Origin of the sequence: uncultured Gimesia sp., from assembly GCF_937910335.1 — a bacterium.
Taxonomy (GTDB): Bacteria; Planctomycetota; Planctomycetia; order Planctomycetales; family Planctomycetaceae; genus Gimesia.
Window position 1 is genome coordinate 10,409 of record NZ_CALEMX010000013.1, and the last position, 16,999, is coordinate 27,407.

Consider the following 16,999-nt stretch of genomic DNA (forward strand, 5'->3'; position numbering starts at 1 on the left):
GAATCACAGATTGATTTAAACTAACTCAGATTGATTAAATCAGCGGTCCAGACCAATCGGCAAACTGGTTGTCAAATTCTTCGTCAATCATTTCACGATCGACGGCTTCTTCCAGTTCGAAATCATGGGCAAAGTCAAATCGAGATGATGTTTCATCAATCCTGATTTTTCCGAACTCATCAAACGGAATTTGTTCAGTTTCATAAGAATTATCAAGCAAGGATCCAACCAGTTGATCCAGATCAGTTGGTGCTTTGGTGCTTATGACCGAGTTACGGAACTGGAATGAAGGAGCTAAATTCCATTCTGACTGTTGTTCAGATACGACAGTTGGTTCCTGAGTTACAGATGGAACGACTGTTTGCAGAGGTTGAGCTGCCTGCGATGAAATCGCAGTTGTACTATATGATTTTTTAGCGGATCGAGTTGTCTCTGTCGTTTTACTGACAGGGATCACAGCAGCAGCCATTAGTGGAGCACCGATGGGAACAATGGCCGCTCCGGCAGCATTGGCATAGGCGGCTTGCAGAATTTGAACATCTAATGTCGAGATCATTTTCCGTGTGGACGGATCAAGTTCATGCCCCATGAGATCATTGGGATAGAAATTCTCATCAATGTGTAGACCATCATTTGTCAATGGAGCCATAAAGTCCCAACTGACAAACTGTACCTGACCGGAGTTATTGGTTTCCACATGATCAGAGAAGGCAGAGTAGCCCGTGTTAAATCCGGCAGCATGGCCGATTTCATGTAAGAGCACGGTGTAGAGGTCGTAGTGTCCTTCTGCGGCAGAACCCGCGATGGCTTGACCATTACTGTCAAAGGAAAGCCCTTCGATGGAAGAGTACCAACCAAGGCCCGCTGCATCGTCATCAATATAGACGCGACCTTTAACCGGAACACCGTTTTCATCGAGTTCCAGAATTTGTCCTTCACCAAGCTGTTGACCACCGAGATCTGTCACTACAACCTGAACCGCCAGATCTTCGTTGCCAGTCGCTGTTTTCCATTCGTCAACAGCCGAGTCAATCAGTTCATTTAAGGAGTTGTCGCCTTCTGTTGTAATTGAAGAACCATACCATTCTTTCGGGAAGTTAGGAGGGAAGGCCACATTCTGACCGCTTGCTCTATTATTATCGTAGTTTGCTGCAAAGTAAGTCAGATCTCTAAAGTTGATTTCCCCACTCTTGTCAAAGTCCAGAGACCAGGCAATTCCAGATGTAGAATCGATGACAGACGTTCCATAATAGGATGCAAAAGTTATCAAATCCCTGAAGTTAATAACTCCATTGTCGTCCAGATCGAAAGGAACCGCCCATAATTCTGTAGTCGGTGATTGAGCTACCGAAGCAGTGACGTCCCCAAAGTCGGAAATATCAAGTTGAGCATTGACGACTTGAATTTCCAGGTTATGTGGGCCTAAGAAACCTGATGTTTTATCAATAGAGACGCCATCATCACTTAATGATTCAAACTTCACACGTCCGAGAAGAACCTGATTTCCGGATCCCAGTATGCCTTGATTGTTTTGGCCACTAATGCCTGAAACGGTTCCATTCAGATCGTTAATCGAAGAGGAGTTAGAATTTCCAAAGGCCGAACCAAACTCTACAGCAGTGGCAGTAAAGAAGTCAGTGTTGTAAGTCAGGTCAAACGTTCCACCACTGATCCCTGATCCATCAGTTGTTGTTCCCCAGACTTCAATCCAGAAACTATCCCATTCATCAATCCACTGTTCACTTTGAGGAACAGAACCAGTTTCACCGTTGGCGTCCGTTGATGTAGGGGTTGAAACAAGTGAAGTACTAATGATTGTTTTTGCAGAGGCTGTACCCGTCAGCGGTGCGCCGCCAGGATCAAGGATTGTTCCAGTGGCGACAGTCGAGGGGAAGAATTCCAGGATCTGCAAGCCATTAAAGGTGTCAGCTACAAATGCCAGTGTGCCTGCCAGTGTGCCTGACTGCGGTAAGATGACATGCAAACTGCGGGCACTTCCTGGCGTGTCAAACGTATCAGCTAATATTGGCAGATTGGGATTCGTGATATCGATCACCTGTAGACCCGCAGCAGAATCTGCGACGTAAGCAAAATTACCTACAACGCGGACACCAGTGGCGATACCGGGGGTGGGCAATGTTCCTTTGATGGAACCTGGTGATGAAGTTGCGAATGGATCGCTGATGTCAATAATATGGAAACCACCTTCCCGATTGACGACATAAGCGAAGTCGCCGACCACATCCAAGCCAATGGCAGCTCCAGAAGTAGGGAGGTTAACCGTAGCGTGTTGTGTCATGTTTCCATCGGGAAGATCTGGATCGCTGACATTGATAATTTGCAGACCATTATTTCCATCCGTGAGATAAGCAATCGTGACACCATTTTTTTCGACCACTCGCACACCACCGGCAAATCCACCTGGAGTATCTACGCCAAAGCTTCCACGCGTAAAAGGGTTCTCAGGATCTGTTACATCAAAAATTTGGAGTCCACCGCCGTTACCGCTGTCGTCGGCAACATAAGCCAGAGTGCCAAGTACTTGTATTCCACGTGCCCGGGCCGGAGTTGAAATACTACCAACAAAGGTTGGATTGGATGGATCTGACACATCCAGAATCTGCAGACCCGCTTCACCAACGGCCAGATAAGCCAGGGTTCCTACAACATCAATACCCTGAGCGATCCCCTCGTTATTAAAGTCGTATGATCCCACATTAAACGGGTTTGATGGGTCAGCAACATTAAAGACTTGCAATCCACCATCGCGATCTGCGACATAAGCAAAATCTCCGACAACATCAACGGCAAGAGCCGCGTCTGAAGAAGCAGAGCTACTACGAGATGCAATACTGGTGAGGAAGACATCTCGTCCATTGGGATCGAGGGTTTCCAGAATGACTTCAAAAGTTTCAGGGCCTTCTGTAATACCATCTTCGAATACCGAAACAAAAACAGTTTGCTGAGTGACGCCGGGATCAAACGTCAATGTCAGTGGTGATGGGTCAAAAAGGTTGTTAAGCAAGAAGTCATCCGAAGAAGTAGCAGTGCCATCAATTGTTGAAGCTTCAACTGTAATGGGAACATCAACCGGATTAGAAAGTTCAACCAGGAATTGGAACGGGCCGTTATCTTCGGTGTCAATCACCGGCGTAATAGTAAACGTCGCAGAATCGTCATTGATAATGACACCTTCAGCAGGATTACTCGCATCGTTCACTAAAGACACACCAGGAGTGTCACTCATAAGGTTATCCAGAATCACGTTGAAGATCTCATCATCCTCAACGATATTATCGTCGTTGACAGTAACAGTGAATTGCTGGGTCAATGGACCTGTGGGGTCAAATGTTAATACAAGCGGCATGCCAGGCGCGATGGCAACGTAGTCATCATTATCGCCTAAGCCATCATCGTCTAATAGAAGCGAAACAGCGTCTGTATAAACTTCGACTGAAACACTCGTGTCTACAGGCTGGGAGAGTGTTGCGGTAAAGACAAATTGGCCATCAGATTCCCGTTGAGAAACATTATTGATCGAGATGGTTGCCGAATCATCATTTTCGATTGTACCTTGGGCAACCGGATCCAATTGCGGTATCGGGCCAAAAGAAACTTCACGTCCCGCATCATCGAAGTTTGACCGGATGATATTAAAGATCTCATCCATTTCCACTTTGCTATCGTGTGGGACTTGGACGATAAATTGCTGTGAGGCAGGATCAGTATCGGAGTTCGGAGTGCCTGTGAAGGTAAAGAGCTGGTCAATCACAGGAATGTAATCACCGTCCGCAGCCGTTGCCGATCCATCTTGTGTCGATAAGTTGAAACTGATATCTGTGTCAACGGCAAGGTCCATGTTTACATCAAAAGCGAACTCCGTAAAGTCACCGTTAGTACTACCTTCGACAATTTTTAGATCACTTGGCGTGATAGTAATTAACGCAGCATCATCATTGTTGATGGTTCCAACACCATTTGTGCCATTGGAAACATTGCGGGCGAGATCGGCGGTACCGGGAGGAAGGGGACCGAATGTTATTGTGTCCCCGAGTTCCACGCTGAACTGCTCGGGCAGTTCGACGAGATCGTCATCAGTGATAACAACATCAAATGGGATGGACGTTATTTCGGCACCAAATGTCAGGCCTAGATCGGTAAGGGCAGTGAAATCAATACCAGAGAAGGCCGTGCCTCCTATCGTTGACACTGTGAAGTTGACCGCGGTGTCGACAGGCTGGGAGAGAATTGCCATGAACTCAAATTCGCCACCAGCTATATCTTCATTATCTGAAACACTAGTGATGTTCAATGTTGCGCTGTCGTCATTTATGATCGTACCGGTTGCCGTGATATTAGCGCCTGCCCCATCGTCAGGAATTACATTGCGGAGACCGGCCACTATAGAAGTCCTGTTAAGTTCAACGGTAAAGGATTCGTTAAGTTCCACGACATCATCATCATGAACCATGACAGTAAAGCTTGTTTCAGTCTCCAATGCGGCAAAATTAAGCATTTGTCCCGTGAAGGCATCGAAATCGTGAGCTGATACCAAGCCACCTGTAGTTGATGTAGCAGTATCGATAAAGGAAGCGACGTTAATTGACACTGCCGTATCTACCGGGTTAGTCAAACTGACGTCGAAAGTGAATATTTCGTTCGCTTCAAACTGACTGACATTTCTGATGGTGAAGGTAGCCGAATCATCGTTCTCGATGGTACCAATGGCTTCTTCCATCATGGTTCCACTCGCGAATTCCACATCGCGTCCATTTGCCTGTAGATTATTTAGAATCGCCTTTAATGTTTCGTTAAGTTCAACGACATTGTCGGGATTGATCATGACGCTGAATGTCTGGGTTTTTGTGTTTGCAGCAAATGTTCTTAGCTCGTCGGTTTTTGATAAATAATCGGTGCCAGCGATGGCACTCAAAGGATCTGCAGGACCTGTAGAAGCATCGACGCTGATCGCGGTATCAACGGCATTCGTTAAGGTTAAATCGAACACAAGCATGTTCATATCAGTCGGTGCAGTACCTTCGACAATTGAGACATCTGCGATACTCAGTGTGGATGAGTCATCGTCCAAAATGGTTCCTGTAGCTTGCCTGTCTGCAAGAGTCGGTCCAAACACGACGTCACGTGGATCAGCCGTCGAGATCGAGAGAAGGGTTACGAGAAACTCTTCATCAAGTTCCACAATCGGAGTAGCAGTATCGTCAACAATAGTCACCGTAATCATTGCCGTGGTCGAGTTAGGACCAAATGTTACAGTAGATGTTGCTGAAGTATAGTCCTCGTTACCAGATGTTGTTACGTCGGTTATGCTATATCCGACCTCGACGTTGATATCTACCTCGTTCGTCAGCCCGACTGTAAATGTCATCGTCCCCGCATCTTCATCGGCAGAGCTATCCATGATTGAGATCACAGCCTGGTCGTCATCGCGAATCGTGACTGTTGTTGTCGTTTGAGTGGTTCCAATCTGGGCGTTACTAAATCCAGTCATGGAAAGCGTGAAGGTTTCATCTGCTTCAACAAGCTGATCTTGTTTGACGTCTATGATAACAAAAGTTGAGAATTCTAAAGCTCCAAAACTCGCTGTCATAGGGGGCGTAGTATTGAAATCGTCATTCTCTGTTGTGCCGTGTGTCAAAGAGAAGTCAACAGTAGAAGCCAGGCCGATTTTGTCTCGCGTTAGTTTCACAACCATTGTGGACGAACCATCTTCATCGATGGTGTAAGAACCTGATTCGAAGTCAACTTTTGCCAAATCCGTAACTTCAATTTCGATCGTATCCGAATCTGTGCCAGTTGGGTCTCCAAAGTTAGTAAAGAAATTTCCATTATCATCGGTTTCCATCAAAATTTCAGCAGTGTTATTGTAGAAGCCGACATCAGGGGTCCATGTAACCCCCTTCAGAGCCAGGTTGATATCGTCAATCTGCCCGGTCATTATAATTCCATTACGACCCGCACTACTATACATGCCGAACGTGATGCCATCAGTGTTAGGCCCTTGTGCTAATGTGCCTTGGCTATCTAGTGTTGATAGCGTAACCGTGATCTCACCATTTAGTGCAGGATTCGTAGTTGGAATCATCCGGTTACTCAGGAATGCGTCGGGGTCAGTCACACTCAGTACGTATCCACTGGCATCCGAGAATTCAAAGGCGAATCCCGGGTCGGTGGTCGGAAGTGGAACTAAAGGTGGGTCTAAATCGAAATCGGTGTAGGTCGTTTCGACATCTGTCTGAGTCATAGGATCTGTCTGAGTAACAGAAATCTGATTCACCGGCGGATTATTCTCGCCATCGGTCACAACCATGATAAACAAAGTGCTTCCGTCAGCCTGGTTGGGTTGCAGCAAGTTGCCAGCCAGGTCTTTGACGCCGACACGGACGCCGGCACCGATGTCCGGTAGATCTTCGTTTTGGACAGTCACCGTGTAGAGCGTGTCCAAGCTGAACACGCCGGCGATGGAAGTAAAGATGGCTTCATTCGTGTTGGAGTTATAGCTGAAGAAATAATCAACGCCTTCTACTAGAGTACTGAGTGAGCTACTGGTTTCGGCTGTCAGCGTGAATTGCGAACTATTAATGACGGCATCATCAATGCCAATTCCAGTGTCGCGCAGTTCCACGATCATCGTTGTGAACAACTCAGGGCTCTCAATATATACTTCGTTAAGATTAGAGTTGAGATCAACGCCCATCTCATTATCGGGAGGTAAAGTAATACCAGCGGTCGGCCCCACAAAGTCAGCCCGTTCAATGGCCCCACGATCTTTAAAGATATTAGACCCCAAACCAGGAGGCGGAGACTGAGTAGGATCATCAACCCGCAACTGCCCAAAAGCATCATACCCAGGAGCAAAAATATCTGAAGCCGGTATACCTAATGGATCTTTGATGGCTTTGAATAGGGCGCGATCTGCGAGTCGATTTAGTGAACTGTCGATGGCTTTAGAATTATCTGCGAGGTAGAAGTTCCCAGACGCAGCATCTACGAACAGAGCTTCCGTATCCCCTAGATCAATTGCGTGAGATCCAACATTACCGTTTACTAGGTTACTCTGAAATATGTTAGCATCGATCACTGCACTGGCAAATACAGTATCAACGGTGATTCCACTAACCGTATTAGAGACGATATTATTGACTATGGTCGGACTGACTCGGCTAAAGACGTTGATTCCTTGCAATCCTCCATGGATTGTGTTGTTAACCACCTTTACAACCGGGATCACGCTTTCAGGCGAGAGAATATCGCCTGTAATATCAATTCCCGAGAAAGTGGAATTGACGATCAGGTTATTCTCAAGAACAGCTCCCGGTGCCAATTGTTCTGTATTAAGAACAGGAAGGACCCTTGTTCCACCTTGATGAGGGAACCAGCCTTCCAAGACATCGCCACGAACAGTTTCGACTTTGATGCCATAGTCAGATTCCAGAATCTGATTTCCTTCAATCAGGATCATACCCTGTTCGCGACGGAAGTTATCATCTCCCAGCAATCCATCTTCTTCGACCAGTCGAGTGTTTGTATCAAACCGTTGAGTGATGGCGATAAAGGGGTCTGTTTCGGAAGTCAGGAGAGCGTACTCAGAAGCACGCCGGATTTCCAAGTTGTAACTACCTGTCAGAATTTCTTCCGCAGCGTCTTCTGATTCCGGATTACCGGTTCCATATACATCAAAGAATGTATCCACACCGACGTTGGCGTTCGTGACCATTTCACCACGTTCAGCAAAACCAACAATGATGTCATCAATGTAGAATCCTTCTCCGGTATTATTTTGACCTCTGCGGCTACTGTTAAAGGCATCTGTAACTCCACCTCTGATGTCAGATTCAAATCCATTCAGAGTACCAAGTGTCCCCGCTGTGCTGTAGTCAAACCGGAGCTTGATATCAGGTTCGCCGGCGAAGTTTGACAGATCAATTCGAGCCTGCCGCCAGACATCTGTACTGTCAAATAACTCCTGCACGAAGTCGCGTCCAAAGTCAGCTGAGTTCGTGTTTTCAGACGCTGTATGCGTAATGTAGGTTGGCAATTCCCAGTCGTTCGCGGATGTCGACTTGGTGGAGTTATTTGTTGCCACCAGAATCCAGGTTGCTCCATTATCGATCGATATGAAGGCACGCGCACTATCCCGCATTTCTACATTGACTGCAGAATCAGTTTCCTCCGTATCCAGAAAATAACTGAAATACAGCGTGGGGGCATCTTTTTGCGCGTAGCCAGCCAGACTGAAAGAATTTGTCTCTAAGCTTCCCAGTGCACCACCGGGCAGATTAACATTATTCCCGATGTTCGTAGTTGAATTGCTGGTCAGGTCTCTCAGAAACTCAGCATCCCATATTCCCAGTTGAGCACTAGCAGCCTCATAGGATAGATAGGTGTTATCGGCTGTTGTAAATTGCTCCAGTCCAAAGTAGAAGCTGAGTGCCCCATCACTTTGATTGAAACTGTGTTGATCATCCGCTAACTTAGCCAGCTGTAAATCAATTTCTGAAGGGACGCGGCTATTATCGGGGGCAGCGTTGATTCCATGGCCGTCGACCGTTCCCTGGGTCCGTGTTGTATGCCACAGGTTGAAGTCCAGAGGAGAGAAGGCCAGGCCTTGAATGTTGCCTAGGACATCGCCTGGTCTGTCCGAACTTTCGAAGTTGCCTGGAGATGCTGCGGTATCGAGATTGGCTGTCGCGCTACCCGAGTTTGCTGTTGTAACATTAGCACCAAATACATCCATCAGCGCGCCTGCGCTATCGAGGGCGACTAAAGTTCCATCATCAGTAGTCGCAAAAACATAATCACTGTAGGCTCTATCATACAGGTTCTGAGGGCCCAGGGCAGCACCGGTGAAATTCAAGGCTCCATGATCTGCCAGCTCACTTGTAATCAAACCTTGTCCAAGTGAGGTGACATTTTCAAGAGAAATGTCAAGGACTTTGCCATCATTTGTGACTCCAAATAATGGCGTCCCGCCATTTGTATTTACATGGTAGCTGTTAAAGGCCATTCCTTGAATTCTTGGCAGATTACTGAAGTCGGGAGAACCATTTCCGCCTGAAGTTATCCGGGCGCCGGTGCCTATTGACTCGTAGGCATTTGTCGTGGAAGTGCCAGTCACTCCCGCTTTGACCAGAAGTTTGGCTCGATCATGGTTGTTAATGGCTGACGCTATTTCTGCTAAACTCCATGAAGCCGATCCACTGTTCCGTTGGTCAAGACGGATTGTGATTGTCTGACCAGCGACAGAAATACTATCTGCATCATCATGTCCTACGATGTTAACTGAAATACCATTTCCGGCAGAACCCGGTACCACAGATTGAATATAAAGCCTACCAGAATTGTTATCAGCGTCGCTTCCGGAATCAGACACGCTGGCAACAGTAACATTATCATCCAGAAGATAGCCACGGAAACCATTCCTCAAATTATTGGACACTTCAAAATCTGCTATAACTGCCCCGGTATTGGGGTTAGCCTGATACAGCTTCTGGAAAGTCCGGGTTACACCAAAGGCATCTAAACCACTTTCGGTGACGGTATAGTATAGCTCATAAACAGGCACGCCACTTTGAGTACCGACACGAGCAAATGTCATTGCATCGATACTGACATCATTAGCCCCTGTTCCCCGATTATTAAACAGACTTAATTGCCTGCTTAGATTTGTTGTCGTTTGAGAGAAACCGGCGGGAAGAACTTCACTCCCTGAAATCGCGGGGATATTTGTTGTTCCAAGTGAAGTTCGCGACGTAACGGGATTGTTCGAAGTGTTGTAACTTCCAGCAGTATCAATGCGGATGAACTGGTTGTTCTGGATTCCAAAAAGGATACCATCAGATCGCATTACAAGATCGGTGATCTGGTTGGCTGCACTGGTAGTACTGATACCGGCGATATCTCCAATATTGGTTTCATAGACACCCTGTTGGGGATCAACGGTGGCAAGGTTGTGGCCGTTTGTCGTGAAGAGTACAACATCTGACAAATCGAAACCGGTAACGTGTGTGTCGATATTCATGTCTGTGATGTCAAACAAAGCATCATCCGGTTCAATGTCTACACCGTTGGATGAATAGCCTTGAGAACCAATATGGTCTTCGACGACTCGTTGCAGCGAGTTGATGGGCTCGAGTCGGACCAGAGCATTCGGGTTTGACCCGTCATAGGTTGCCTGTAACGCATTGGCAAGTTGTCTATTGGATGAGACGGCTACATAATACGTGCCTGCTGCTTCCGGAAGGTGGACGCTGCCGATGTAAGGGTCCAGAGTGCCGAAAGAACCTCGGGTGATGTCATCGGCGTCGGCGCCTTGCCCCGCGCCGGGTTGGTCATCATCTACATTGGACTCACGGCTGACAAAAATAAGTCGTCCTGTAGAGTCGAAAACGGAAAGTGTTGTATCAGCGTGGCCCAGTCCGTCCGCATAGTCTATGTCGAAGATTGTTGCCCACGTTTTGCCACCAGCATTCACACCTGCGGCCCCCTGGAGGTCTTCCAGTGTGAGCTCAAACTGGTAGAAATCAATATCATTGGCGGATGTTAATTCTCCGCTGACGCCGATCGTATTTCGGTCGCTGGCCAGCAGATTTCCCAGATTCTGTCCTGTAACGCGTGCGGGACTGGCATCATTGCTTTCCACAGTTTCATTGATGAGCGGTGAATGGGCCGGGAGGCCCGCAAGATATATGGCATCAGTTGCATAGCGAATATCAGCATGTCGAACAGTGGAACCAGGCTCCTCATCCACTTGTCTCAGGCGAATCTGAAGTTGATATTCACCACTGGATTGACCGCCAGTCACGTTTGACAGATCACTAGAATTACTGCGGACACGCACGAAGTAAGTCGTCAGAATTCCATCTAGTCCGGGTAGTTTTAATCGCATGCCGGCATCGTTGGGATTGCTAGAGTAGAAGTCTCCGCCGAAATTGGGGTTATCGATCAGTCCTGCGGGGGTAGTCGCAAACGCAGATTCGCCTGGATTGGTGGCATCAGTGTTATTATTGGCAATGGCTAAGACACGTCCAAGCGGGTCTAGTAATTCGATGACGGTATCGAGGTCGAGACCTGTGCGGTCGATGTCGATCCAGATATCGGTGCCTGCCTCAGCATTGAAACTGTAGATATCGGCGTCACCCGAATTGTTATTGGCAATGGAACCATGCACTTCAAAACCCAGACGCCGATTTTCGTCGCCACTTTTTTCATCGGGCGCTAAATCGCCTAGGAATTGCGATTTGCGAATAATGCCATTGATATCACCAGTTGCATCTAGTACTGCCAGTTCACTTTCGTTGATGATAGCAACATTTCGGTCATGGCTGAATTCGAGGAATTGTAAGCCGGTCCAGTCGCGAGCACTTGGAGCTGCGGTTTGACCGCTGACTGTTTCTGTGACATTGAAACCATCAAGGTCGACTCCTGAACCAATAGTATCATCCAGAATTGATGTTAAAACTACCGGGTTGAGTGGAGTACCGAGAATCTGAACGATACCGCCGATGCGATCGTTGATATTCGCTCCGTGTCCTGTGGCAGTAAATCCGGCATCAGTGCCAAATTTCACAACCAGACTGGCGTCCGTGGAACTCTGTAATCGCAAACCGCCATAGGTATGGAAATTGTCAACAGTGATCGTATCATAGACAACATGATCGATGTCAATGTCATCCCAGACAGATTCGACTGTCAGATCTTCTCCACGAACGACCATGCCATTCGTGCCATTATCTTCAAAGCGATTCAGTCGAACGAGTGGACCGGCGTTACCAGCCAGCCAGTCAAAGGCATCATTGACGCCGGTTGAGCGACCATAGTCTTCAAGGATGTCAGATTTGAGTGAATTGGCATTGATGTCGACAACACTGCCACCGTTGTTCTCAAAACGGTTATTGACAATGATGGGTTGTGCACCACGCACAAAAATGGTGGTTGCTTCATTTTGACCAAGGCTGTTTCGATCAGTCGATGATCTTCCTGCCGCATTGTCTTCAAACAGTGTATTAGCAACACGCAAATCTGCCTGATGTACTTCGATGGTGTTGAATGAATCTGAAAGTCCTTCTATGGGAACAACACCGCCTGCATAAGCGATGATGGCGTGGTCTATCGACCCATGGGAAGTCTGGTTTAAAATGAACCCGCCCCAGTCACCTGCGATGGCTAGTCTTTCATTGGCACCTTCACTATTGTTGTTCGTTGTGTCGAAGCTTCCTCCTGCTCCGTAGCGATCATCAAAGATCGAAGTAAAGATGATCGGAAGTTCCTCAGTACCTTCTGCAATGATACCTGCATTGCCGCGGCCGGTCTGAATCCGAGCCCCACCCAGTTTGACGATCATTCCTGGATCGAAGCGTACGCTGCCACTGTAGCGCGCTTCCAGTCCTGATCCCATATCTATGGGGCCACCAGTACCAGCATCGATAAAGAGATTCTCGGTAATGACGTGTACGATATCTGTATCATCAAAGCGTGCCGTTACACTAACCGAGTCAATTTCCTGACCAAACAAAGTTTCAGCGCGGACGAACAGCCCATTGATGGAGTTATTGACGATCGTATTTCCGTAGATGTCGGGGCCGAGACGCTGGAGCGTCTGGTCATGATTATAATTTCCAGCTAAGTCAACGATCGATTCGTTGAAACTGTTCGGGTCAGCTGAAATGGCGGAATTAGAACTAAAGGTAATGCTGTTGTAAGCTAATGTCGGTCGTGCTTCGTAGATATGAATCGGGGCAATCGATTGTAAAACTCCTTCAACAAAGACCTGTCCACCCCCATAGCTAATATCGGCATTTGCGATGTGATTTAGAAATCTAGAGTCTTCTTCATAATCTGAGTCAGCGCGGAAGATAATGCCCCCCCAGTCTCCTGGATTAGCACCATCGGAAGGTCCATCATCGTCACCACCTACCGCGTCATTTCCATATGCCGTCAGAACTACCTGGGCATCGGGAGTACCTAAAATTTGTAACGCTGCCTGGCTGCGGTCTTCTAGAACTGACGAACTTCCGACATCAATAACCGTATTCTGTAGTTTGATCACGGCACCCTGATCGATTACAACAGTGACTCCCTGGGGAACTACTATCGATTCGCCATCTTCAAGAGGGTTGAAGTTGTCATTAAAGCCAATCGAGTAATTATCATTGTCATCTGTGGTTCGCAGATCGCCGTCTATTCCGCCGTTCCCCAGAATGCGAATGACATCATTGGCACCAACATTGTCTATTGCTTGTACGATCGTTGGATAAGCATTGGTCAAACTACCATTAGCACCTGCTTCTGGAGCAGTTTTATCAACATAGATTGTATTTGTTGCATCGCTGGCAACAAACCAGAAATCATAGGCACCGCCGGGGGTGCCATCCGAGTCGCCATCGAAGGGTGTTCCCGTTTCATCGAGCAGAACTTCAATATTGGCAGGATCTAAATCATCATCGACAGGATCGGGGGCGAAATTCAGACGTAGTTCGTATTGACCATCGGTGGTACCGTTGTCGCCGGAGTTTTCAATTTCGGGATTATAATTGGTGTTTCCTGTGCTGGTAATGCCGACGAAATAGGTTCCAGCTGCCAATGATAGTTCCAGGAATGAGTCATTGCTGAAGTAATCATCATTGCGGGCAATGACGTTGTGATTTTCATCATATAATGTGAGTGCGCTATTGAGCAGACTGACATTTTGCAGACGCTCAGCGAAGACTTCCGCTCGAAATGTCCCTGATTCATCGAGTTGAAATTCATAGAGGTCAATATCGTTAGCATCTTTGCGATATAGTCTTTCAAAGTGAATCAGATCATAGTCACCGGGGAATACCGTCTGTCCAGAAGCCTGGGGCAGATCATTCCCCATAATAGCAGGGATGTCATAAGCGTGCTGCAGTCCCAGTGTATGTCCAATTTCATGAAAGGCTGTATTCATCCAGTCCCCCCCGAAGACATCATCCACAGGGTCGGTATAATCAGTGGCATCCATAACGATAGTGCCAGTTAGTGAACCTACAGGAGCCAGACCAAGCACACCACCGGGGCCAACGGGAATGTCTGCTTTACTGGCACGCAAGTCTCCGGTAACAATTGTGAGTCCCTGATTTGCTGATTCTATGAATTCAATTCCTAAATAATAGGCATAGATTTCGAAAACTTCTCGGGCACGTTGTTTTTGCTCTTCTGTGATCGCATTATTCAGGGGGTTTCCCTGGACGTCGTTGCCGTAGTCGTCGCGGAAGTTGTAGTAAGCGACAGTAATCGATCCTGCGACGACAGGGTTGGTACCATTACTTCCAACATGAAAATCAAGGCCCAATGGTAAATGTCGGTGACCGGGCTCATCTGATCCACCAGCCAGTGGTGGTAATCCGATTCCCTGTGGTTGGATTTCTGAAGTGATGACGAATTCTTCTGTGCCAGCATTCCATTGATGGGCAATATCTGTCAGATCGGTTGCTGTGTTAAATGAGGAGTTTTGATCAGGCAGGTTCTCAACACGCAGCAACAGATCGTGACCATTGTCAAAGAAATAAGGAGTATTCCCCGTTCCGATGGCCAGGCTGGTGGGAGAATTTAAATCAGCGGTGATAGCTGGATCGCCGTCTGAGATGGCCCCTACTCCTCCATCACCGGCTATGACTTCAACAAATCGCTCAGCGGGAATAGCAGTTGGATCAAATTTGACAACAAACCCGTTCGAGTCTGTATAGTACAGAAAACCATCGGCATCAAAGGCAATATCTGTGACGTTTGAGAGGTCAAGGTCACCAGTTGTGAAAGTACCCGTTGTGGGATCTGTAGTAACTCCTCCACCGGCTATGGGTACTGGAGTAGTCGAGCCCGTTTGTGTATCGATAAAATAGATACCAGCATAAAACGGAGTTAAGAATATACCTGGTGTGACGATGAATAGGTTGTCTACGGAGTCTACCTCTAAATCTGTAATACCAAGTGGGGCTATGTCTGCAGCACCACCGATCAAACCAGAAGCTTGATCGATCAAAATAAGCAGGCCAGCACCGGAGTCATGGAAATAAATATTCCCCTCACTGTCAACGGTCAATTGGTCAGGCGTGTCCAACATCAGGTCTGTTGGTACGTCTCCCAATTCGGGTAGGGTATCTGATCCACCACCGGCAATCACGGTGACAAGTTGAGAGACGGCATCAATTTTTAAAACGAACGCACCATCGGTCAGATAGAGATTGCCATCCACGTCGAGTGCTAGGTCTCTGGGGCCTGAAAGTGCAAGACTGCTTGCCAGTGTGTCAATATGATCGACAGGGTCTGTTGCCGAACCATCTCCAACGACAGTTGAGCCATTTCCTGCGATGATGGAAATATTGTTTGTCGCGTGATCTACACGGAGAATGCGGATAGTGCCTCCGTCGTTATGGACGAAGTAGTAATTTCCGGCACCATCGACAACGAGGCTGGATGGATCGTTCAGATCCAGATCCGTAATTGACATCCCATCTGTAGGAGTAGTTGTTCCACCATTGCCTGCGAGAATCGAGATCGTTTCACTGTCAGTGACAAATGTAGTGTAGGTTTCTTCTGTAATTTCATCAGGTGTATTTGAGACCCCGACACGGAGTCGGTATCGTTCTCCCGCAGTAAGAGCAGTTGCAAATTCTAAAACAGTGACATCCGATAATGCATCATAAGTCGCAGTATAATTCGCGGTGTCTATGGGTGTTCCTGAAGTATCAATGACCTGATAAAATCTTGAATCATTGGCCAGATCGGGATTCAGGTCATCATTGTTGAAATAAATCAGGATCTGGTCATTTTTGGCAGATAGCCCCCCTTCAGTTTGTATAAAGGCAGGATTGGCTGGATCAACCAGTGAAAACGAGATCGCAGGAGTGAATGAATTCCCTTGAATGCTTAGATCTGCACCGATTGGTGAAATCGTAGCATAACCATCGGTATTCAGAATTGAACTATTGAATGCTGTTTCGATTGTAGTGGCAATATCGGAGGCAGAATCACCGGCAGTGTATATCACCTGAATATTCGTGGGATCGTTTAAACCAACACCATCCAGGTCCATTTCAAATGTTGAAGAAGCTCCACCAACAGTGATGGTAAATGTATCACCGTCCTGCAGATTTAAAACATCGTCTACGGTCAGAATCTGGTCTCGCAAAATTGGTTGAGGAACAACCGCTACAACTTTGGCGCCGAGGTCCAGTTCGAAGTTGATTGTCTGGTTAGCTCCATCTCCATCTTCATTCAAATCCTGGAATGCTTCACCATCCAAGTTGAGTAGAGCAGGGATGCCTGCGTCGGGGATGCCGGGAAGGAGAGGGTCAGGAGCAACGGGAACTCCGTAGATGGTAATTTGATACGTATCATCGGGCAAAGATTCTGCGAAGCGAAGAATGACTTCGTTGGGATTATCTCCGATGCCAATGTAACCTGGTTGGATGACGATATCGTCATAGAGTGGATCATTGATGTCATCAATCATTCCATTCTCACCACTGCGGACGATTTGAATTCCGCCGAGTGTTGCTGGATCGATCTCTTGACCTGGTGTGAATTTGAAGGTGAGCTCTGTGGGGGCTTCGTTATATTCCTCCCCATCGACCAGCGAAATATCGATATTCGGTTCGATATTCACTAATGAAGCACCGGCTAATAGCGTCCGATCTTCCAGTTGTTCGGCTGTGGTATAAGAGCACGCAAAACTTCGAAACTTCTGTCGGTTTTGGCGTTTTCTCTGACCTCTGCGCAAACAGCTTAAAAGAGAAATAGGTTGGCGAAATGACGACATGAAGGGTAGACGGCCCATTATCATGGTTTCAGTCTCTCTAGCAAAAAATTGGTACGCGAATCTAAAGATTGTGATTCTAGAAACTTCAGATTGGCCGAAGATATTATCGGATTTTTTACAAAATATTACAAATGCAGAACTAAACCTTTTTAAACCCGCATTTCCCAGATGACTTCCCTCGCTTTGGCACGTAATTTGCGCCAT

The 16,999-nt window shown here is 47.1% G+C and carries 1 protein-coding gene; it reads right to left on the reverse strand.

What is annotated here, in order from left to right; translation table 11 throughout:
- Nucleotides 1–34: 34 nt before the first annotated feature.
- A complete protein-coding gene (locus Q0668_RS00535; RefSeq protein WP_298858857.1) occupies nt 35–16,813 on the reverse strand; it encodes a Calx-beta domain-containing protein in 16,779 nt (5,592 codons plus the stop codon).
- Nucleotides 16,814–16,999 lie beyond the last annotated feature (186 nt).